We start from the raw sequence: 22,291 nt of genomic DNA, 5'->3' as shown, positions 1-22,291 counted from the left end.
GCACCGCCTGCTGCGTCGCCTTGCGGCGCGCCAGCGCGGGCACGGCGGCGATCCGGGCCACCAGGGCCGCTGGGTCGGCCGCCCAGCGCGCGGGCAGCGCGAGCTTGATTTCGACCTCGCCGGCACGCTCAGCGAAAGCGGGTTTGGCCATGGTCAGCGCTCCGTTTGCTGCGCGCGGCCCCGGATGCGCTGCATGGGGGCCCGGGCGCGGATCATTCCTCGAGCAGCGAGCGCAGCATCCACGCCGTTTGCTCGTGCACCGCGAGGCGCTGGGTCAGCAGGTCGGCCGTGGGTTCGTCGCCCGCCTTGTCGGCCAGCGGGAACAGGCCGCGCGCAGTGCGGGCCACGGCCTCGTGGCCCTGGACCAGCACGCGCACCATGTCCAGCGCCCTGGGCGGCTTGGCCGGTGCATCGGGCACGCTCGCGAGCTGGCCGAATTCGGCATACGAACCCGGCGCCACATGGCCCAACGAGCGGATGCGCTCGGCCACCGGGTCCACCGCGTTCCACAGTTCGGTGTACTGCGCCATGAACATGCTGTGCAGCGTGTTGAACATCGGGCCGGTCACGTTCCAATGGAAGTTGTGCGTGGTCAGATACAGGGTGTAGGTGTCGGCCAGCAGGCGCGAGAGCCCCTGCGCAATGGCGGCGCGGTCCTGCGTGCTGATGCCGATGTCGATGTCGATGCCGGGGACGGTGGTCTTGGGGTTTTTTGCCATGCTGCTTCCTTGGTTGAAAAACAACCGCCGGCGTCTGCCGCGCGGGTCTGGAACGGCCGCAGACAATGCTGCTGCGGTCAGCAATGACTGTAGGGCAAGGGGGCAAAAGTATCCACTGGTAGCCGGCTGTGATTCGCGTTGCAGCGCTTTTCTCCTTGCGCGTGCCGCGCGCCGAGCAGGATGGGCTTGACGCGCCTGCCGACGCCAATGCAGACTGCGCGCAGGTCAGATTCTGGCTGTGCGACCCCGAGGAATTTCACCATGCAAACCGGCATTGCCCTATTTCTTGCCACACTGCTGTCCGTCCATCCACTATGGGCCGGGGCGCAGGCCGCTGAAGTCACGGGCAGCGCCACGCTGCATACCGAGGCCTCTGCACGCGGCGTGCTTGCCGGGGCGCAGCTGGTCCTTCCCGCCCAGGCCACGGGGGGCGTGCTCTACGCAGGGCCGTTGAAGGACGCTCCGGCGGTGGCGCAGGCCAGGAAAGTACCGGTGGTGCTGTTCCTGCATGGCTCGTCCGGTCTGGGGTCCAAGGCGATTGCCGAATGGCAGCAATGGCTGGGCAGCCTAGGAATTGCCAGCCTGGCGCCGGATTCCTTTGCACTGGCCGACCGCGTGACCTACAAATCACCCGTGAGCAAGGCGGTCTACGAAAGGATTCACGCGCTGCGCAGTTCCGAAATCGGCCTGGGGCTTGCGGCCCTGCAAAACCTGCCGTGGGCAGATACCCGCCGTCTGGTTCTCGCGGGGACGAGTGAGGGGGCCGTCGCGGTGGCCCGCCATGGAGGAAGCGAGTTCATCGGGCGGATGATTTTCTCCTGGAGCTGCGAAGACAACTACTTCGTCGAGAGTCCGCAGACCGCCGTCCTGCCAGGGCAGCCGGTGCTGAACGTCATCAGCGCAGCGGATCCCTTCTTTTCCTCCGCAAACGCCTGGCTGGGAAACCCCTTGGCGCAGGGGCATTGCGCGAAAGCCTTCAAGGACCATCCCGACGCCGGCGTGCTGCTCCTGCCCGGCGCACCGCACACGGTGCTGAATGCGCGCGCAGCGCGGCAGGCGGTGCGGGGATTTTTGCTGGATCTGTTTGGGCCCTGAGCCGATGGGGGTATTCCCCCTGCGGCAGAATGCCTGGTCGCTCCCATGGAGCCAGGAACCGGGGCGCCCGCCCAAGCGCTGGCCAAGGCGTTCGGGTGGCCCTTCCGGTTGCCCACACCCAAGGAGGAAACAGATGACCCCCGTTCAGCGCACCGAGCCGCTCCCCATCCCGGTCTACCTCCTTGGTTTCGGCATCTTCGCCTTGGTGACGAGTGAGTTCCAAGTCTCCGGGATGATGCCGGTCATGGCCGACGACCTCGGAGTCAGCATCCCGCAAGTCGGCTATCTCGTCTCCCTGTACGCCTTCGCCATGGCCGTTGGCGGTCCCCTGCTCGCCATCGGGCTGCTGAAAACCCCGCCCAAAACAGCGCTCCTCACCCTGTATCTGATTTTCATTGCGGGCGAGGCGATGGGGGCGCTCGCCGGGTCCTATCGCATGCTCGTGGTGGCGAGACTGATTACCGGGTCGGCATCGGGAGCCTTCTTTGGCGTTGCGTTGGCGATATGCATCGATCTGGTTGCGGAGCACCGACGGGGATGGGCCACTTCCGTCGTTTTGGCAGGAATCATGGTGGGAACCGTCCTGGGACTGCCGATCGCCAACCTGATCGGCACGCATTTTGGCTGGCGCGAGAGTTTCTGGCTCGTCACGGGCTTGGCCACCCTGGCCTGTCTGGCGAGTATCGGCTGGGTGCCGTCCGTCCCCCGGAACGCAGCCATCAGTTTGAAGGGGGAACTCGCAGCCCTGAAGAACCCGAAGCTGTGGGCCGTCTTCTCCACCAGCCTGCTGATCATCGGCGCTACCTTTGCCGCCTTCAGCTACTTCACGCCCATTCTCAGGAACGTGACGGGGTACGGTGACGGAGCTGTCGCGCTGCTGTTGTTCATTTATGGCTTGGCGACCGTTATCGGCAATACCGTGGTCGGAAAGCTGGCTGATCGCCATACGATTCCAACCCTGTCCATCGGGCTGGTTTTTCTCGCCATGTTCCTGGCGCTGTTTGGTGCATTCACCCACAGCAAGGCGGTTTCCGCACTGGCCCTGGTCGGCATTGGCCTGGTCGGCGTGACGATGAATCCCGCCATGGTGTCCCGTGTGATGCGAACCGCCAATGGGCGCCCCCTGGTGAATACCCTGCATACGTCGGTCATCACGTTGGGAATCGTTCTCGGCACGTTCCTCGGTGGCCTGTGCATCAGCGCCGGTCTGGGTCTGCGCGCGCCGCCGTGGGTTGGATTCTTCATGGCCGTGGCGGGCCTTCTGACGCTCGTCCCCGACGTGCGGTCCCTGCGCTGTCCGCAGTGAGACGCCCCACGCAGCGGGCGTGTGCATTGCCCAACCGATCCATATCGGCCACCAGCGTCCGAATCACCTGCTGCCAATGTTGCTCAAACAGATAGAAATGCCCCCCGGGAAACCAGCACACGGCAGAAACATTGCTGGTGAGTCGATCCCAGGCCCCGAGTCCTTCTTTGGACACCTCGCGATCCATATTTCCAGAATAAACCAGGATAGGGACAAGGAGTGCTTGACGTGGCGACCATCTGTAGCGATCGAGCATCGCATAGTCTCCTCTCAGCGTTTTCAGGTACGTTATCCGGAAGGATGGATCTGCCAGAAGCTCCGGGGGCGTCCCGTCCAAGCGACGCAGGTCTGCAATGAACACTTCCTCCGGCGCATCATGCCGACACCGCTGAGATGGGGGCGGAACATGCGGTGCATCGTGGCCGGAGACCACGAGCATCGATAAGCCGTCGCTGCGCATCTCTATCGCGCAAGCGACTTCATAGGCCAAAATCGCACCCATACTATGTCCGAACAACACGGTCCGCCTGCTGCTCACTTCAAGCAACTCAGTTGCGACCATCGCGGCTGCTTCATGCAAGGTCAGGATGCACGGTTCTGACCACCGGTCTTCCCGTCCGGGCAACTGGACCGAGCACAGTTCCATCTCGCCCGGTACCAACGGTAGCCACCGTCGGAAGATCGAAGCCCCGGCTCCGGCGTTTGGAAAACAGATCAGCCGGGTACCCGATCCCGGGCGGAGAATACGCAGCATCGACCGCCGTGCTGCATGTCGTTCGTATGCTTGCCTCACGGAGATCCCTCTTGGACGAACTCTCGGGAAATCTCTTCGGCCAGCATCATGCAGCTCAATGCAGGCGGTACGCTGGGGATCGTCGGCATGATCGATGCGTCAACCACCCAGAGATTGTCCGTGCCATGCACCCGTCCCGATGCGCCGACTACCGCACCGGGATCTGACGACACGCCCATTCGAGCCGTCCCGACGGCATGCCAGCCGGGTCGCACGAAGGTCGAGATGGCGCGGTCCAGAGACGTGTCGCAAGAGACCAGCAGATCGTTCCAAGCAAGCACCCGCACCAGATGGGAGCGCATAGGCGCCGACTGCATCAGGGACCAAGCCTGTCGGACTCCTTCCCGGATGAGTCGTCGGTCGTGGGGATCGCCCAGGCAGTTCACCAAGACTTCGGGCGACGCCAAAGGGTCAGCGCAGAGGATGCGCACATACCCCTCTGAGCGAGGCTTCATGAGACAAGGCGCGATGGCGATCCCGATGGCCGATCCCAATGCGGTGTGCAGCATCGGAAAGCTGCTGGTGCGAATCCCCCCGAGCATGTACAGGTGCAGGTCTGCACGATCCTCGCCATCGAGGCGCAGGTACGCCTGATGGGTGGGCTCGCCGAGTCGGCTCGACGTTGGTTTGGGGACAGCCCACAGGCCGACGACGGCGTGATCGACGAGATGGGCACCGACACCTGGCAACGGCAGGTGCACGGGCACGCCAGCCCGCTCGATCGTGCGTGGATCCCCGACGCCGGAACGCATCAGGATCGCCGGTGTGTTGAGGGCGCCGGCACACAGGATCACGTGGCCCGCGCCGAACGCACGGCGGGTTCCGCGAACGAGAACCTCTGCGCTTGAGCAACGGGTCCGCCCCGTCCAGCCCAGTCGGTCAACGTGTGCGTCGGCGAGGATGGTCAGATTCGGACGGCCACGGGCCATCGCCAGATAACTGCTGGCAGTTGACACGCGACGCCCCTCCCGAACCGACTTGCGCACGAGGGCCAGCCCCCGCACACGCCCAGACGGCGGCATCCCGCCCAGCATCGGAAAGCCGGCCTGTTCGCAGGCGACCCGGAACGCAGCCTGTACTGTTGACAATTCCTCGGGGCGCTCGGGCCGGATGGGAACCGGGGCAGCGGGATCGACCCGGTGTGCCTGCGCTGCCTCCATCCGGTCGAAAGCCCGCAGTGCGCGCGCACCACTCCATCGTCCCTGGCTGTAAGCGCCCCACTCGTCGTAGTCCTCGGGCGTCCCCCGCAGGGCCAGCGCACCGTTGACGGCCGTCGAACCGCCGACCACTTTGCCGACGTTGTAGTCGAACGTCGTCACGCCACTCAGCGCCGAACTCATGCCCCCGGAGAGGGACGACTGCACCATCCGCGCTTGGTCGCCGGGTCGGGCATGCAGCCAAGTGGAGCCTGCGACCTTCAGCGTGCCGAGCAGCCCGGACTCCCGGATCTTGGCCGCAATGTGCCAGTTGTATCCGTCGGCCACCAGTTCGTTGGGATCGCACAGCGCCTCGGGCAGGTCCTGCTCGCTCGGGAAGTCCCGACCGGCTTCGATCAGCAGGACATGGCGGGACGGGTCTTCGCTCAAACGGGCCGCCATCACAGCCCCACTGGCGCCGGCCCCGACCACGATGACATCGTATGCATTGCGTTCGCTCGTCATGTGCCACGCTCAAAAGGAATAGGTGACCGTGGTCACGATCCGGTCGTTCGCCGCATAGGGCCGCACCGGTGAGCGGGCGCCGCCGCCCTGGTACAGGATGGCGCCGATTCCGACCCGCCAGTGGTCGGTCCAGTCGTAGGTCGTCATCGCGCGAAAGAGTTGTCCCCCGTCCCACCAACGCCCGGCCAAGAGACCGACTGTCAAGGTATCGTTCAGCGCCGACCACTCCAGGTTGATCACGGCCATCTGACGCCGTTTGGGATCGGCCAACAGGCCGGCATCCCCTTGGGTAAACTGGCCGAGAATCTCCGCACCCGCCGTGAATCCAGGTATCCCGGTGTAACGGACCCCGATCAGTGCATCGGTCTGGCCCCGGATCTCGCTGACCACGGGGGTCGGGCGCGTGATCTGCTCCGCCAGATCCGCACGCATCTGTCTCGTGCGTGTGCGCCGCGCCAGTTCAGCCTTGAACACCCAATCGCCACGCGTTGCGCTCGCCCCGACACCCAGTATCGAAGATCGCTGATGCGCCGTCACGAAGCCGCCCTGGCCGTAGCCCACGGGCATCGGCGTCGAATCGTGCAGGGTCCCGGCGACGGCATGCACGTCGCCCCAGGACTGCGCCGAGTAAGCATGAAGCACCACGTCCGGCCGCACGGACAGCCGCGGCTGCTCGCTCCGTGCAAGCTGCTGGCCGCCACCGATGGCGATGAATGGGTCGAAATCCGACTGCGGGCGCCCATAGCGATGCGGTCGAAATTCGGACTTGACGATCAGTTCCCAGCCGCTGCGATCGCCTTCGTACCCCAGTCGGGTCGCGAAGACCGGGATCCGGGATTCCTTGAGATCCGCAAGACCCAGTGTGCGCTCATCGCGCGGATTCACCATGTCCAGCACTTGGAAGTAGTCTGACACGCCCAGTGCAATCAACTGACGTCCAACCTTCAATCGCCAGGCGCCCCGCCGAGCGAAATCGACGTAGACCTGCTCCAAGTCGCCTTCGGCATACCGGTTCGTATCGCCGTTGACCATCTCCTGGGTGGCCCGTCCGCTGATGAAGACCTGCGCCTGCTGCCCTGGCAAAGTCTCCCCTTGGAGGTACAACGAGGCACGCGCAGAGCTGAGTGTCGAGGACTGTCGTCGAAAGGCATAGTCCTTGAGTTGGTCCTTCATCGCGTACTGGAGGCGCCCGCCCAGTTCACCCTTCCACCGAACGCCAGCCTCCTCTTTTTCAGCGGCACGGTGCACCGGCGCCGGTTCGGAGGGCAGCGTCGGAAAATCGGCTTCCGGGTCCGTCTGCGCCCGGACGGCGAACCCGCAACATCCGCTCAGACAAAGCAGGAACAGTCGCACGACAAGGGTCACTTGCTGCTCCGACCGAGGGCTTGCGGGGACAAGGAGGCGTCGTCCACTCGGGGATTGATCTGGATGTCTTCGACGCTCAGCGTCGTCGCGTGTACAAGCACACCCTGTTGGGTCAGCACCATGCGCTCCTCTCGCGGAATCCAGACCCCCGCTTGCTGCTGGATATCCGAGGTGGTGTAGTACTTCACCCAGCCCGGATCCCGCAACCAATACTTGGCCCTGACCACCATCCGACGCTCCTTGTCGACCCAGTACCAGATCCGCTGATAGCCGGTGCGATCGACGACCTTGCCGTGTATCGCCTTTCGGGGCTCGGCCTGAATCAGCCACTGTCCGTCTGGCGCCGGCGACGATGTCACGAAGGAGAAGTCGAAGAGGTCGGTCTTGATTTCCTCCAGATCGCCGTACGTGAAATCGCTGCCAAGAAAATAGTCGGCCCGACTGCCGGTTGCCAGTCGCGTCACCTTGCCCAGATCCGGCAGATAGAGCCATGCCTCGTCCTCCCGCGAGGATTCACTCCAGTCGTAGGAAAGGAATGCGGTGCCGGACAAGCGGCTGGGTTCCAGGACGACCGTCAACGACTTGAGGTCTTCGCCAACCTTCTTGCTGATCGAGCGCACCTTGCGCTGCATGCGACTGCTGTTCTTGTCGATCAAGGTCACGCTACTGGACATGGCCCACGTGTCCCCCTTGTAGCGGGCCCGCACCGATGCCATCACCGCATCGGCGGTGGCAGCATCAGGATCGGACCAAGCCAAGCCCGTCCACGCCAGGACCAACAGGAATACAGCGTGCTTGAGAAGATTTCCTTTCATGATGCCACCTTGGTCTTGTTGAACTTATCCATGCGCCGGGCCTCCAGGCGCGCAATGCCGGTGACGAGGGCCGGACTCACCACCACGTCGAGCAGTAGCGCGATCACGAGCGTGCTGCTCAGGATCACACCGAACCTGGACAGCGGAATGATCGAGGAGAAGGAAAACGTGAAAAACGCGCACGCCGTCACCATGCTGGCAATCACCAGGGGGGCTCCCACTTCCTTGAGCGTGGTGCGAACCGCCGCCTCGATTTCGACACCTTCGGTCCGCCTATGCCTCATGACGGTGTGCATGAAGTGGACCGTGTCGTCAACGGAGACGGCCAGCGCGATACCCCCCAACAGAACCATGAACATGTCAACGGGCAACCCCAGATAGCCCATAACGCCGAGCGATATCCAGACCGGCAGAAAGTTCGGGACGATGCTGGCCAAACTGATCTTGAACTCGCGCAGCACGACGAACAACATGCCCGCGATGAGCAGCGCCGACAGCAGGTAACTACTCCACATGCTGTCGATCACGTCCAGGGCACCGATCGACTGCATGTAGGCCACGCCGGTCACCGTGGTCCTGACATCCTTGCCGAACAGTTCGACGACCTTTGTCCTGAACTTGTCGTCGAGCCCGATGAAAGCATGCGCGTCAGCCCAGGCCATCCGTACCGTCACGCGCGCCTTCGAGTACCGTCGATCGGTGAGTCGCTTGATCTCCTTGGCGCCACCGCCCTCGAACAGCAGCAGTTCCTGGTGCAGCAACTCCCGTGTCCCCGGGAGCGCGTCGCCACTTCCACCCGTCAGCACTTGGTGCACCCGCTGGATGGAGTCGACGATCGAATTCGTGCTTCCGATCTGCAGGTGTTCGTTGGACAAGCTGGCGGCGTAGTCCTGTAGCGACCGCAGACCCAGCATGAACTCCGGCGTCAAGATGCCTTCGTCCTTCCGGGTATCGATCACGATCTCCAGCGGTATGGATGACTGCATCTGCGCATCAATGGCCATCGTGTCCCGCCTCAACACGTGCTCCGGCTGAAACCAGGTCAGCACGTCATGGGCATACTGGATGCGCCAGATCCCGGGAATCATCAATCCGATGAGCAGCACCGTGGCGAGGAGTACCGCACGGTAGTGGCGGTGACAGTACAGGCCGACCGGGGTCACGATGTTCGACAGCCATCCGAAGAACACTATGTTCTTGTGCGTGGGATCATGCTTGATCCTTCCGATGCGCAACAATGCGGGCAGCAAAAGCAGGGTGTAGACCAGTCCGATCATGGAACCGAAAGCGGCCATCAGACCGAACTCGGCAATCGGCTCCAGGCGCGCGATCGAGAACGCAAGGAAGGCAAGCACGTCCGTGAGGACCGTATAGACGACCGGATCACCGCAATGGTGGAACATGTTTCGAACGGCTTGTTCGAAGTCCGGTTCGGGATCTTGCAGATAGGTGGTGAGCATGTGGATCGAGCTCAGTACACCCATCGTCAACATGATTGGCGGGAGCGCCTGACTGACCACCGTAATCGGAAAGCCAATCCAGCCCATCGCGCCGAGAGTTGCCAGCAGCGACATGCCGACGACCAACACCGGCACCAAGACGCCAACGGTGCTGCGCAGTTGGAGCATCAGCGCAACGACGACCACGGCGAGCGACAGGCCCGTCATGAGTCCCAGGTCTTGGTGGACGGACGTCTCATGGGCCTCGTCGATGACAGGACCACCCGAAATGTGGATCTCCATTTCTTCTTGCCGGAATTCGTCGGCGATTCGTCGAACGGCATCGTTGAACTCGACCAGCTTGCTGCCGGGCAATCGCACCGGCGCGGAGCCGGTCGCCTGAAGTGACCGAAGGTCGATATCCTCGACCGTTGCGTCCGTTGGCTGAGCGGGCGTCGGCCCCCCCTTTGCGCTCAGGGCCGGCACCGGCTTCGCCGCGGCACCCGCTCCCAGGTTGGCATCCAATCGATCGTGCCACGCCCGGATCGACTGACCGAGGTGCTGCAACGCGTTCCCCCCCGACTGCCCGGACGCCGCGGCCGCCTCCAGTGCAGCCGGAGTGACGAAGGTCTGGGGACGCACGATCAGCAGCGTCGTACCACCATCGGGAGAGAGCAAGGTCCGCCGATACAGGGAGCTCTTCAGCAGATCATTCCGAATCGCCTCCGGCAACGCGCCCTGATCTGGCCAACGGTCGCCCAGTTTGCTCGTGCGCACGGTCCCGTCGGCCGAATCGACATAGGTCACGTTGGCCAGACTGGTCACTTCTTCGACCCACGGTACCTTTGCCTCCAGCTGCTCGTGCAGCGCACGCAGACGCACCATGAATTCCGAGGTGAAGATGCGCGGTGACCGAATCGCAACGACCACGGCATCCTCGCGCCCGAATTCCTTCTGGAAGGCTTCGTAGTCAATCTGGGCATTGTCGTTGTGGCCGAACATCGCGTTGTTGGAAGCGTCGACACGCAGTGTGCCCAGCCCCACGCAGAAGATGGCGGTCAGCAATGTGACCACGCCGATGGCCAACCAGGGATGGCGGGCCGCCCAGAGGCCGAGGTGCAGCGTGAGGCGCTGCATTGGATTGAGTGTTGTCATATCGAATGCCGTTTGTGCTCAGAACATGTCCAAAATGGCCTGCAGGGTGTACCAAACTCCCGCGAGAGACATCGCGCCACCACCCATCCGAAGCCACCGAGTCAGCACGTCCTGTCGGATGCAGAGTTCGCCGATTCCGACCCCAAACAGGTGCAACAAGGACGTAGTAGTGATAAAGCCAAACGAGTAAAACGCAGGGCTGGCGGAATTGGGCATCCCCAAGCCATGCGCATAGCCGTGAGACATGCCGAACAGGGCCACCGCCATGTAGATAAGGACGCAAGGCACCCGCTTCGCCAGAATCGTGATGCAGATCCCCAACCCCAGGACCGACAACGCGATCCAGAGGTCTGCGCCTGGGAAAGACCATTGCAAAAAACCTGCGAATGCACCGAACACCATCATTGCCACGAAACTGGCCGGCACCAGAAAGATATGCCGTCTGCCCATCAAGGAACTCACGATGCCCACTGCAACCATGGCCAACAGGTGATCAGCGCCCTCCACCGGATGAACAAGGCCCGCGAGAAAACGGCCACCGTCAGTCGAACTGTGCGCCAGAGCCTGAAGCGGGCCGGCCGCCAGCAACAGTGCGAGAACATATTGGCTGAGCGTCTTGAAATGATTCATGTTTTTGATCCTGTTTGTTACGCGGGTTTGATCGCGGAAAGCGCCATGGCGGCGGGTGCATCGATGCGCGCCCACTGAATCGCAGCGGTGGTCACCCAGATACCGAGCAGGTGGTGACTGAAGTCCAGCGCATGGCGCATGCCGAAAGGCATGTCGCCCGTCAGCAGGTGGGCAATCTCGTGAGCGACGAAGAACAGCGTGGCCATGATCGTCACGCCTGCAATCACGCATCGGAACCAGCGCGCGCGCACGACCAGGGCGAACATGGGCATGAAGAAGTACAGCGTGAAGACCCCGGTCATCACGAGCAGTCCCCCATAACTCATGTCCCCAGCCCAATTGCTGAAGTCCTCGCCAATCGCGCTGCGCGACAGGTCGATGATGAACATCGCCACCATGACCATGCACATTTGCACCCAGCCCAGGACCACCACCGCCCGGAGCGTCTTTTCCCGATCGTTCATTTGCATTCCTTTCGTTTCAGAGAGAATTAGAGAGCACGTTTCATCCATCGACCCGTTTGCCTGCGCACTGCCGGCCGTAGTACAGCCAGTAGTCCGGTCCGGACCCTTTCTTCGCGGGCGCACCGCTGCCACTGCCTGCTTCCACGTCAACCCGGTCCGGACCGAACATGGCCTGGAGCAACACACCGGCATCCGTGGGCGCAAGCAAGCGGGACAGGATCACTGCGTCAGGATCGTGCCGGCCTCGCACCGTCTGCCACGTCGTCGCCAACCACCGATCCAATTCCACGCGCGCTGCGGTCGTCGCCAGCGCGCCTTGGCGCACCCGTTGGATCACTTCGGGCAAGCTCTGCACCGCGTCGGCACGCAGGTGCCGGACCGTGCTGCTCGGCCGGGCAGCCAAGGCCGCGAGACTCAGGGCCCGGGCCACTCTATCGACCGGCAGGGCGTCCACGTGGGAGTCCGCCCAGATCGGATCGACGGAAATGGTCAATGCGACCCGTAGCACGCTGCCCAGAATCGTGTTGGTCTTCCAGCAAGGGCTGCCCACCGCCGGAACGATGTGCGGGATACGGATCAGCTCGACGGGCACCTTCAGTTCACGCGCGCGCCACAGCAACTGCTCCGCGACCCATTTGCTCTGTGCGTAGCCCATGACGAGACCGGACGATGAGCCGCCGAGGTCCCGCCCGGGTCGAACCGCGAATCCATGGACGCCACGCCGGATGCAAACGCCCAGGGTCGAGGCGAAGACGATGGGCTTGAGACGCCCCGTCGAGGCCAATCGGACGAGATCCAGGCAAGGAACGGCGTTGACGTCCCGCATGCCGGCGTAGTCGCCTTTGATGTCGACGCTTGCTGCGACGTGAACGATGCGTTCGATTTCCTGACACCATGCGGACCAGCACGCGTCCGACACCCCGAACTGCGGTCTGCTGAGGTCCGCGGCGACGGCCCGGATGCGGTCCACCTGCTCCAGTGCCCGATGCAAGCCGTACCGCCCGAGGTTGTGCACGACACGCTGATGTGCATCCGCGTCGGACCGCGCCCGAACCGGACAGACGACCGTCACTGCGGCATTCTCCAGCAGGTCTGCCAACACATAGGCCCCCACCCATCCGCTGCTTCCCGTCAGGAGCACCTGAGAGACCGCGCTCGCAATGTCCGATCGGCTCAGCGCCGACGCCGAAGGGAGCTGCGCCATCAGCTGCGGCAGGTCGGCATCGGCCGTCCCGTCGGCCAGCGCAGGGAAAACGTCCACCGCGGGCACGGTCTCCCCTGTGGAGCCGGCATTGCGCTTGGCTTCCAGGAGAGTCGCCAGGGCCTGGATCGACGCATTCAGCAGAAACTCGTGGATTTCGAGATCGACTCCGAACGTCTCGCGGATCTCGCGCACCATCTGCGTGGCGATCAGTGAATCGCCGCCGAGCTCGAAGAAGTTGTCGGTGATCCCGAGCGCGGAAGTCCGCAGCACACGCTGCCAGATCGCGTGCAGGTGCACCTCGAGTTCGGAGCGCGGCGCCACCCGCTCCGTGTGCTCGGTCGTCGCCGCAGGCACGGGTGGCAGCATCTTGTAGTCGATCTTGCCATTCTGGGTCACGGGCAGGCGCTGCAGATGAACGACGTGCTGCGCAACCATGTAGTCGGGCAGCCGGGAAGCCAGGTACTCCTTCACCGCAGAGCGGTCCAGGACAAGCGCCTGCTCGGGCGCCGTGGCGACGATGACGCCAAATCCGAGGAACTCGATGGCCGCGCCGGGTGCCTGTACCGCCATGACGTCCACGAAGCCCGCGGCGCGCATCGCCTGCTCCCATTGCGTTCGGCTCAGCAGGCAGTGCTTGTGCCGCAGGCCGGTGTCGGTAAATCCGTCAAAGCCCTGCTGCAGGCCCATGTGCAGATCGAACGATCGGAAGAACCGGGTCTCTTCCAAAATGACGAGTTGTCCGCCCGGTTTCAGCAGGGCGATCAGATGCTCCAGAGCCAGCGCAACGTCCTTGACGTCGTGCAGCATGCTCGACGCCAGCACCAAGTCGAACGAATTCCGCTGGATGCCCTGGAACTCGGGGAGCACGTCAACGTCGTAGCGCGCGAACGCCAACCCCCGGTGCTGCTCACCGAAGAGCTCAGCGGCCCGGCGAAGAAAGAACTCCGAGATGTCCGTGAATACGTAGCGTGTATCGGGCGGGATCACGTTCAGCACGTGCCGGGTCGCCGATCCGAGGCCGGCACCCACCTCCAGGATGGCCGCCCCGGTCTTGCGCCGGCATCCGAGCAGGACTTCGCACACCCGGGCGAGCTGCTGGTGGTTGTCCGGGAAAAGTTTCTGGTAGACGCGGGCCGTCGCGTCTGCCGTGTAGATCTCCGCTGAATGCAGATGCTCGGTCAGGATGTCGGACAGTCGCTCCACCGCATCGGTGAACCACGCACTGTCTTGCGCACTGAAGTCGAACACCGATTGGAGCAGTTCACGCACTTCCTTCGACAAGGATCCCAGGTCTGGCGCGTCCCAGGCATCGGTGGCTTCGTAGACGCGGGTGCCGACCTCGCGCAGAAGTCCGGCTTCATGGAGCGCATCGAAGGCCCGCTGCAACCAACGCTCGTAACGGCCCACGACACCCCGTTGAAGTAGGTCGGACGGGGTCACTCGCCCCGAGGACCGGCCGAGAAACCCGAGGCGCCCAAAGGCCAGCACAACCGCTGCGAGGTAGTAGTCGTCCAGCCGGTCCCAGGCGATCCTGAGCGTGGCGTCGGCCGGTCGCAGGGTGCACGTGCCCAGACCCTCGCTCAGCCGGTGTGCAAGCGATGGCATCGGGTCCGAGCGAAGCACCGTTCCCAATGACGAGAGGTGGCCCTTGTCGGGCTGTATATAGGCCACGAGCTGGCGATGGGCACGATCGCCCGTCACCAGCACCGCAGCCGCCAGCACTCCGGGATGCTGGCGAAGCACGGCCGCGATCTCCCCTGGTTCAACCCGGTGGCCCCGGATCTTCACCTGCTCGTCCGAGCGCCCCAGGAACTCGATCGTTCCGTCCGGCAAGTAGCGCCCGAGGTCGCCGGTCTCGTAGCAGCGCTGACCCGATGGCGACGTCACGAACCGCTCTGCCGTGCGTTCGGGGTTCTCCCAGTAGCCCAGGGCGAGCCCATCGCCGCTGATCACGATGCGTCCGCGGACGTAACGGGGACATCGCTCGAAGCGGTCGTTGACGACCTCGACGCACTGTCCCGGCATCGAACGACCATAAGGAATACTGGTCCAGTGCGGGGACAGCGCCCCAATCGGGTACCAGATCGACCAGATCGCCACCTCCGTGGCACCGCCGAGACCCGTCACCATCGCCTGCGGATAGCACGCCCGGATGCGCGCCGGAAGATCGACCGGAATCCAGTCGCCACTCAGCAGGACCGCGCGCAACGTTCCTTCGGCGACCCATGCCCTGCCCTCGCGGACATCCACCAGCATGCACATGAGTTGGGGTGCGGAGTTCCAGATCGTCACCCCATGGTCCCCGATGAGATCGGCCCAGTGGGTCGCATCGAGCCGACGCACCGGATCCGGCAGGACCACGGCCGCACCGGCCGCCAGCGCCCCGAAGATGTCATAGACCGAGAGATCGAAGCTCAGCGACGACACGCTGAGAATCCGGTCCTTCGGCTCCAATCGAAGCAACTGATTCACGGCATCAATGGTTCTGCTGGCGGCCGCGTGCGTGATCATGACGCCCTTGGGCTGACCCGTGGAACCGGAGGTGAACATCACGTAGGCCAGGTTCCGGGGTGCGCCGAGGAGTCGCACCGCCCCGGGGTCGATCGCAGCGGGCAGCGCCGCAGCGACGATCTCCAGCACGGCCAGTTCCTTGGCCACGCCGAGATTACGTGGTACCGGGTTGCTGTCCACCTGGGTCAGCAGACATGTCACGCGACCCGTTTCGATCAGCTCGCGCTGCCGCTCGATCGGCAGGTTCGCGTCCACCGGCATGTAGGCCGCACCGGCAAGCAGCGTGCCAAGCACCGCGACGACCTGCTCCCAGCCCTTGCGCGTGACCACGCCCACCAGCACCCCGGCTTGAACGCCATGAGACTGCAGCCAGTGAGCCACCGCCAGACTCTCCGACAGCAGTTCCTGGTAACTCATCGTGCGGTCGTGGGCGATGACCGCGATGGCCTCGGGCCTGAGTGCCGCATGCTCGACCAAGCCGGCATGCAACAGGCGACCAGGACTGCTTGTCCCGGCGCATTGCGGGTCTTCGGGGATGCCATCCTCCTTTGGCCCCGGAGCCATCAGCGAACGCGCCGTCCACGCCTCGTCGCTGTCGGCAAGTCTGTTCAGTACGCCGCTGTAGGCGGCGAACATGTCGTCGAGCACGCACGGCTCGAAGATCGCATCCACTGCGTCCCAGTTGAGGACCAGGTCCCCGGAGATTTCCATCACCTGGTTGTCCAGCCAGACCTGCGGCGTCTGGCTCACGCCATACACCATCGGACCGAATCGCTCAACCAGCGCCGCATCCTGTCCCGCTTCGCTTGCGCTGAGCACCAGGGCACTGGTGAAGACAACGGGCATCGCCGCCGTCAGACCCATCTTGTGCCGCTGGGTCCACGCGCGCAGCACCTGCACACCGGAGAACTCGCGATGCTCGAGGTCCTGCATCAGCTGGCGCTGCATCGCCTGCGCGCGCTCGATGAACGCCGTCGACGGGTCTCGGTGATCCACCTCGAGCATGCTCAGTGAGGTGAAGTCTCCGACCATGCGCAACACGTCCTCGTGCAGCGGCAGGCGATTGAACAGGGTCAGGTTCAGCGTGTAGTGCGCTGCGGCGCTCCATCGCGTCAGGACTTCCGCGTAGGCTGCGAGCAGCAGGCCGGAGGGCGTCAGTCCGAAGTGGCGCACCCGCTCCCTGACCCGGGACCAGCGTGTCGCATCCATCCGGAACCGCCGGCGCGAGAACGTCGGCGCCTGGCTGCCGACGCGCTCGCTGACGACGGGCAGATCCGGCGCAGCCGGCAACTGGTCCATGCGATTCAGCCAGTAGTCCCGCGCACGCTGATGGCGTGGACCGCCCAGCAGCTTGCGCTCGGCGAGCAGGTAGTCCCGGTACGTGACGCGGATGGATGGGAGTTCGACGTCGGGCACCGTGTACAGCGCGTGCCATTCCTTGAACAGCACGAACATACTCCAGGCGTCCATGGTCAGCATGTCCAAGCTGACGTGCAGCCGGAGTGTGCCATCGGACATGCGGGTAGCGTGCACGCCGAACAGCGGCCATTGACTGGCCGGCCTGACTTCGTGCGACATCCGCTCGCGTGTCGCCATGACGGCCGCCTGCGCTTCCTGCGGTGTCCGTCCGCTGCAATCGACGACGTCGATGCAATACGGGGGCACCCAATCCAGGACGCGCTGCAGTCCCGTGGCGTCCACCACCGCGCGCAGCATGCCGTGGCGCTCGATGAGCCGCTGCAGGGCGCGCTCGATCCGTCCACAGTCCGCCTGGCCGGCGTCCAGCTCGCAGTAGAAATGGGTCGCCACTTGGCCGCTCTCCACCGCATGGTACCGACCCACCCAATACGCATGCTGGACATCGCTCAACGGGAATGGCTCGGCAGCATGCGCCGGATCGGCCACGAGTTCCGGCAACGCATCGGGCGCCGATGGTTCGGCCAGACTCCGCAGGTTTTCGATGAGGGCGGCCTTGTTCGCTTGAAGGGCTGCACGAAGTTCCGGTGTCAGGGCATGGGCGGGACCGGAGACCTGCAACTCGTCGCCTTGAAGCTCCAGCCGGATACCGGCACGCACCGTTTGTGTCAACAGTTCGTGCATGCTGATCCCTTTCAACGCCTGGATGCAACGGCATCGGCCGCGGATGATCTGCAGGCGTCCAGCCAGGATTCGATGAGTCGTGCCGTGGGTCCGACTTGCTCGTCGGTCAGCAGCGTGTGGTGGCTGCCCCCGATCCACGAGGATTGCGTGCCACGCGAGCTGAATGCGGCCCAGCCCCAGTCCGTGCGGTCGGCGCAGGGGTGGGAGGCGAACTCGCTGACGGTCCCGGTGTTCGCGCGCAGCACCAGCAGGCGGACCGGCAGCATGGAGGGTCGATAGCAGCGGGTGCCGCGGACCACCGCCGCGAATACCCGGAAGATCGGCAGCAGGGCCTCCCAGTCGGGTTCGCTCGTCAACCCGTCCGCCCGAAGCTGCGCCCCGAGCCGCGCGAACATCTGCGCATCGTCGCGCACACCGCTGAGCAATCGATCGACGGGAAGCAGGTAGCCCTGGGGCAGATCCAACGCAAGGTCTTCGAGAAACCAGGCCAGCAGTTCTGCCCTGCTCACCTCCTGCTCCCAGCGATGGGGCACGGGACAGTCGAGCAGCACGACGCCATCGACGGGGTGGCCGCGGACCAGCAGTTGGTGCGCCGCCTCGAACGCGAGGATCGCACCGGACGACCATCCCGCCAGGAGCCGGGGAACCGGTCCCGCGTCGCGCAGCAGTTCGTTCACGTACTGGCCCACCAGGGCAGGGATGGTGCTTGGCACGTCTTCGCCCCCTCTGAGTCCCACCGCCTCGAAGGCCGTGACCCGGCGATCGAGCCGCTCGGCCAGACCCCGATAGGCCATGACCTGTCCGCCGGCGGGGTGCAGGAGCAACAGGTCTGGCCGACCTCCCGACTCCCGGAGCACGACCCGGCGACGCACCGGCTCAGCGCCGCAGTGATCCAGGAGGGAGGCGATGGCTTCGATGCTCCGTTGTTCCCAGATCGTGCCCAGCGTCAGGGTGCGCCCCAGTTCCTGCTGGACCAGTCCGGTGATGCGCACCGCCTCGAAGGACTGTCCGCCCATCTCGAAGAAGTCACCCGCCAGGTCGATCTCTTCGGCGGCCAGCACACGCCGCCAGATCGCCAGGAGCGCGGACTCGGTGTCCGTACGGGGCAACTGTCTGCGTTCAGCGCGCGGCGAAGAAGCCTCTTCCAGGCGCGGCAGAGCCGCACGGTCGAGCTTGCCGTTGAGCGTGATGGGGAGCGTTGGTATCGCGGCAATCGAGGTCGGCACCATGTAGCGCGGCAGGACCTGCGACAGGCTCGTTTGGATGGCAGCGCCGTCGAATGAGGCGCCGTCCTTCAACACGACGTGCGCCACGAGCCGCGCCGCATCGCGTGTCGATTCACGTTGAACGGATGCAATGGCGGCCTGCACTCCAGGGCATTGGAGGAGTTCGCTCTCCACTTCCGCGAGCTCGATTCGATGGCCCTGGACCTTGACCTGGGTGTCGCGGCGTCCCATGAACTCGATGGCACCGTCCTCGCGATAACGCCCCATGTCGCCGGTGCGGTACGAGCGTTGGCGGCACAGGGGGCCGGACGTCGCGTGCGCGCCGAAGGCATGGTCCGTCTTCCGCGGGTCGCCCCAGTACCCTTTCGCGAGGCCCAGTCCGCCGATGACCAGTTCCCCGACGGTCCATTCTGGCGCGGGACGACCCCAGGCATCCAGGACGTCCCAGGGCTGGTTGCGCATCGGGAATCCGTAGGGGATGCTGGTCCACGTCGGATCGACCGCTTCGATCGGATAGCAGATGGACCAGATCGAAGCCTCCGTGGCCCCCCCGAGGCTGACGATCCGCGCGCCGGGGGCCACCGCGCGCAGCCGATCGGGGAGATCCACGGGAATCCAGTCGCCACTGAGCAGGACCAGCCGGAGGGCGGACAGCGGCATCGACCGGTCCTCTGCCGCCTCGACCAACAGCGTCGCCAGAGGCGGCGCCGAATTCCAGACCGTGACGCCTTCGCGCGCCATGACCTCGAGCCAGTGCGCCGGATTGAGTGCGCGCCCCGGTTCGGGATACACCAGCCGGGCGCCCGCAGCGACCGACCCGAACAGGTCATAGACGGACAGGTCGAAACTGAACGACGAGACACCGAATAAGCAATCCCCGGCGGTTATTTCGAATCGGGCATTCACGTCCTCGATCGTGTTGATCGCGCCCCGATGATCGATCATCACGCCCTTGGGCTTGCCGGTGGAGCCTGAGGTGTAGATGACGTAGGCCAAGTCGGTGGTGCTCGCCGATGGAGCCGCACCCGCTCCCGGGGCGTCATCCGACGGCATCGCTTCGTCGATGCCCAGCACCGTTACCGACGATGGCCAAGTCAGGCCCGCAATCTGGCCCAAGTCCACGAGTGCCAGTCTCGCCCCGCTGTCCTCCAGAAGGTAGCGTTGCCGTTCCAGGGGCAGCGCCGGATCCATGGGCACGTAGGCACACCCGGCGCGCAGCACCCCGTAGACCGCCTGGACGAGCGATCCGCACCGAGGGGCCATCACGGGCACCAGATCCCCGGGACGGGCACCGGCCCGCCGCAAGCGCTTGGCGATCGCCGCGCTGGATCGATCCAGATCGGCGAAGGTCAGCGGCGGGCCGACCCGACTGCCCACCAAGGCCGTCGGCGCCGTCCGGACCGCCCGCGCCAGATAGTCCTCCAGGCGCAAGACGCCTGCTCCCTCAGGATCGACCACCGCCCGCGGCCGCCGGGCCGCCTGCTCTTCGGGCAGCAGCGCCAGCGTGTTCGTCGTCCACAGCTCGTCACGCACACCGAGCTGCTCGATCAGCCGTGCATACGCGTCCCACATCGCATCGACCACGCCGGGCAAGAAGAATGCCTCGAGCAAATCCCACACACAGAACAGTCGCCCGTCCGAGGTCTCCCAGAACTGGTGATCCAGCATCACCTGGGATGTCTCCAGGCAGCTGAAATCAGCGCGCTCGAACCCTTCCATGAACAGGCCGCTACTGACCACGAACGGGATCGGGGTCTCACCGAAACCGCCACGCTGGCGATTCAGGGTTTGCATGACCTGCATGCCGCCCCATTCCAGATGGCACGCGTCACGCAGCGCCTGCTCCTGAAGCCGGCGGGCCCGATCCACGAACCGGTCGTCGGGCCGGAAGTCCACCTCCAGCGGGTACACCGAAGCGAAGTTGCCGACGATCGACCGGATCTCGGGATGAACGGCCAAGCGCCGAATCATCATGTTGGACAGCACGAAGTGGCGCGTATTGCCCCAGGCGGACAAAATTTCCGCGTACGCCGTGAGGATCGCGTTCGACGGTGTCAGGCCGAACTGGCGCGCCCTTTCCCTGAAGCCCGCCCAGGTCGTGGCCTCCATGAAGCGCTCCCGCCGGTTCAATTCTGATCGCACGCGCCGGTCCAGATGGGCGAGCGGCAACGGCGGCACGTTCGGCAGCGACGGCAGACGGGCCTCCCAATAGGCGCGGGCCCGCTGACCGGCCGGTGACTTGGCCAGATCGTCCAGGCACAGGGCTGCGTCCCTGAGGCTCAGTGCGAGCGGCGGCAATTCGATCTCGGGATCGCGTTCGTAGCGATCGATTTCCTGGAGCAGCTTCGCCGTGCCAAAGCCGTCCGAAAAGAAGTTGTTGTGGTTGTAGTGGATGCGATGTTGCAGGCGTCCCCGATCCAACCAAGTGGACACCCGAAGGTCTACCCACGGCCAACGATCCAGCGGCAGTTGCGCCCGCATCATCTGCGCACGGATGGCCTCGAGATGCCGGTGGGCGACTTCGGGCGTGTGCTCGCGCAGGTCGATGCGCTGGATGCGCAGCGTCGGCAGCTCCTCCACCACTCTGAGTTGACCCTCCGGCGTCACCACGACGATCTCTCCCCAATGCCGTTCGAGGGCCTTGTTCCAGGCGCGTTCGTACCGGTCAACGTCCAGGGTCTCCCGGTTCTTTTCCATGTAGTAGTGCGGACGGACGTGGAACTCCATGTAGGGGTCGTCCGCCATGTAGAACCCCAGCTGCATGTCCAACAGCGGGAACGGCAGCTGTCGGTGCGCGGGATCGGGCGCGCAGTTCGGCAGTCCGGCGTCCTCGACAGCCGCGGGCCGGCCCTTGCTCAGCCAGTCCAACAAGGCCGGCTTATGCTGCGCAAGCCGGACCCGCAGCCCGGGAGTGACGGCCCCGGACGGGGCTTGAACGACCAGGCCATCGCCCTGACGGGACAGGGTCACACCCAGTCTGTGCAACTCGCTCAGCAAGGCAGCAAGCGTCATAGCACGAACACCTCTTGCGTATCCGATGTATCCGACGCCGTGGGCTCGTGCTGAACGGCGCGCAGCAGGACCTGTTCGTAGATAAGCCGGGAGACGTCGCCCAGGCTGCTGCCGCTGATCAGCAGATGCGCCGGCAAATCCACACCGATCCACTGGCGCACCCGGTGTCTCAAATCCATCGCCATCAGGGAATCCAGACCGAGCAAGGACAGCTTCGTTGCTGCGAGCCCCTCCCCCTGACCCGGAATCGGCTGGCGCAGCACCTCGGCGGCCAGGCGCCCGAGTTCGCGGATCAGCGCGGCCAGGGCATCATCGGGGTCGAGTTTCGCCAAGGACGATGGATCCGGTGGGGGGCAGGTGCTGCTGACCCCCGCGTCCGCAACCGCCGGCCCCTGCGCCCACAGGGCTCCACGGTCGGCCCTTGCGTGGGGTTCCAGCCAGAATCGTTGGGGGTCCATCGGATAGAGCGGCAACATATCCTGGCCGCCGGGAAGCGCAGAAGCTCCGGCCATCCGGACCCGGGCACCGAGCGCGAAGAGCACGGCACGGGCCTCGCCGAAGGCGAGGGCATCGTCCGTGCCCTGCTTCAGCGTCGTGACCCCGTCCGCACCGACCGCCGTGCAGCGCGTCAGATCGACCAAAGTCGTCGATGGACCAAGCTCCAGGAAGGTCGTGGCGCCTTCGGCGACGAGCCGCTCGACGCCCTGTTGGAAGCGCACCGGTGCCCGAAGCTGATCGACCCAGTACGTCGCAGCAGTTGGATCACCGCGTCCGTCGCCCGACGGCACGAAGCCAC

13 protein-coding genes are annotated in these 22,291 nt (G+C 64.7%); 2 read left to right on the top strand and 11 right to left on the bottom strand.

The window, feature by feature from the left end:
- Positions 1-212 precede the first annotated feature (212 nt).
- Positions 213-719 carry a Dps family protein gene (locus VTU_RS0119515; RefSeq protein WP_029554573.1) on the bottom strand — a complete coding sequence of 169 codons (507 nt, stop codon included), beginning with the start codon at positions 717-719 and terminating at the stop codon, positions 213-215.
- A 261-nt stretch (positions 720-980) separates the two neighbouring features.
- Between VTU_RS0119515 and VTU_RS0119510 the strand changes: the two genes are divergently transcribed.
- Together VTU_RS0119510 and VTU_RS0119505 are read left to right on the top strand one after the other, a co-directional pair.
- A complete protein-coding gene (locus VTU_RS0119510; protein WP_010107676.1) occupies positions 981-1,814 on the top strand; it encodes a dienelactone hydrolase family protein in 834 nt (277 codons plus the stop codon).
- Between the two features lie 133 nt (positions 1,815-1,947).
- Positions 1,948-3,120, top strand: a complete 1,173-nt coding sequence (locus VTU_RS0119505; RefSeq protein WP_010107674.1) for an MFS transporter — start codon at positions 1,948-1,950, stop codon at positions 3,118-3,120.
- Here the strand turns inward: VTU_RS0119505 and VTU_RS35735 are convergent.
- The 10 genes from VTU_RS35735 to VTU_RS28775 form a co-directional block, all read right to left on the bottom strand.
- Positions 3,056-3,874: a thioesterase II family protein gene (locus VTU_RS35735; RefSeq protein WP_010107672.1), complete on the bottom strand. Its 819-nt coding sequence runs from the start codon at positions 3,872-3,874 to the stop codon at positions 3,056-3,058. The two genes, VTU_RS0119505 and VTU_RS35735, sit on opposite strands and share 65 nt — an antisense overlap.
- 35 nt (positions 3,875-3,909) lie before the next feature.
- Complete coding sequence (locus VTU_RS0119500) at positions 3,910-5,574, bottom strand: GMC family oxidoreductase (protein ID WP_010107670.1); 1,665 nt, start codon at positions 5,572-5,574, stop codon at positions 3,910-3,912.
- Between the two features lie 9 nt (positions 5,575-5,583).
- Positions 5,584-6,939, bottom strand: a complete 1,356-nt coding sequence (locus VTU_RS0119495; protein WP_010107668.1) for a DUF1302 family protein — start codon at positions 6,937-6,939, stop codon at positions 5,584-5,586.
- The gene (locus VTU_RS0119490) at positions 6,936-7,754 is read right to left on the bottom strand and encodes an outer membrane lipoprotein-sorting protein (RefSeq protein WP_010107664.1); all 819 of its coding nucleotides are present in this window, start codon (positions 7,752-7,754) and stop codon (positions 6,936-6,938) included. The genes VTU_RS0119495 and VTU_RS0119490 overlap by 4 nt, the downstream gene beginning before the upstream one ends.
- Positions 7,751-10,348, bottom strand: coding sequence for an efflux RND transporter permease subunit (locus VTU_RS0119485; protein WP_081479891.1), 2,598 nt, complete (start codon positions 10,346-10,348; stop codon positions 7,751-7,753). Before VTU_RS0119485 ends, VTU_RS0119490 begins: the two co-directional genes overlap by 4 nt.
- Positions 10,349-10,366: 18 nt before the next feature.
- Entirely contained in the window at positions 10,367-10,978 is a 612-nt protein-coding gene (locus VTU_RS0119480; RefSeq protein ID WP_010107662.1) for a HupE/UreJ family protein, read from the bottom strand.
- Between the two features lie 17 nt (positions 10,979-10,995).
- Positions 10,996-11,442 (bottom strand): hypothetical protein, encoded by a 447-nt coding sequence (locus VTU_RS33945; RefSeq protein ID WP_169315425.1) that lies wholly within the window; start codon positions 11,440-11,442, stop codon positions 10,996-10,998.
- Between the two features lie 40 nt (positions 11,443-11,482).
- Positions 11,483-17,257 carry a non-ribosomal peptide synthetase gene (locus tag VTU_RS28780; protein ID WP_010107660.1) on the bottom strand — a complete coding sequence of 1,925 codons (5,775 nt, stop codon included), beginning with the start codon at positions 17,255-17,257 and terminating at the stop codon, positions 11,483-11,485.
- Positions 17,258-17,268: 11 nt separating this feature from the next.
- Positions 17,269-21,495 (bottom strand): non-ribosomal peptide synthetase, encoded by a 4,227-nt coding sequence (locus tag VTU_RS0119465; RefSeq protein WP_010107659.1) that lies wholly within the window; start codon positions 21,493-21,495, stop codon positions 17,269-17,271.
- Positions 21,492-22,291 (bottom strand): phosphopantetheine-binding protein (locus VTU_RS28775; protein WP_010107658.1); only part of this gene is annotated, 800 nt, incomplete at its 5' end. The genes VTU_RS0119465 and VTU_RS28775, both read right to left, overlap by 4 nt.

It is taken from the genome of Verminephrobacter aporrectodeae subsp. tuberculatae At4 (assembly GCF_000193225.1).
Lineage (GTDB): Bacteria > Pseudomonadota > Gammaproteobacteria > Burkholderiales > Burkholderiaceae_C > Acidovorax > Acidovorax aporrectodeae.
Note: the sequence above shows the minus strand (reverse complement) of the source record. Positions and strands in the feature narration are given on the sequence as shown.

Coding starts and splice junctions, on each gene's coding strand:
- VTU_RS0119510 (WP_010107676.1), top strand. CDS start 981: ATGCAAACCGGCATTGCCCTATTTCTTGCCACACTGCTGTCCGTCCAT.
- VTU_RS33945 (WP_169315425.1), bottom strand. CDS start 11,442: ATGAACGATCGGGAAAAGACGCTCCGGGCGGTGGTGGTCCTGGGCTGG.
- VTU_RS0119500 (WP_010107670.1), bottom strand. CDS start 5,574: ATGACGAGCGAACGCAATGCATACGATGTCATCGTGGTCGGGGCCGGC.
- VTU_RS0119480 (WP_010107662.1), bottom strand. CDS start 10,978: ATGAATCATTTCAAGACGCTCAGCCAATATGTTCTCGCACTGTTGCTG.
- VTU_RS0119490 (WP_010107664.1), bottom strand. CDS start 7,754: ATGAAAGGAAATCTTCTCAAGCACGCTGTATTCCTGTTGGTCCTGGCG.
- VTU_RS35735 (WP_010107672.1), bottom strand. CDS start 3,874: ATGCTGCGTATTCTCCGCCCGGGATCGGGTACCCGGCTGATCTGTTTT.
- VTU_RS0119515 (WP_029554573.1), bottom strand. CDS start 719: ATGGCAAAAAACCCCAAGACCACCGTCCCCGGCATCGACATCGACATC.
- VTU_RS0119465 (WP_010107659.1), bottom strand. CDS start 21,495: ATGACGCTTGCTGCCTTGCTGAGCGAGTTGCACAGACTGGGTGTGACC.
- VTU_RS0119505 (WP_010107674.1), top strand. CDS start 1,948: ATGACCCCCGTTCAGCGCACCGAGCCGCTCCCCATCCCGGTCTACCTC.
- VTU_RS0119485 (WP_081479891.1), bottom strand. CDS start 10,348: ATGACAACACTCAATCCAATGCAGCGCCTCACGCTGCACCTCGGCCTC.
- VTU_RS28780 (WP_010107660.1), bottom strand. CDS start 17,257: ATGCACGAACTGTTGACACAAACGGTGCGTGCCGGTATCCGGCTGGAG.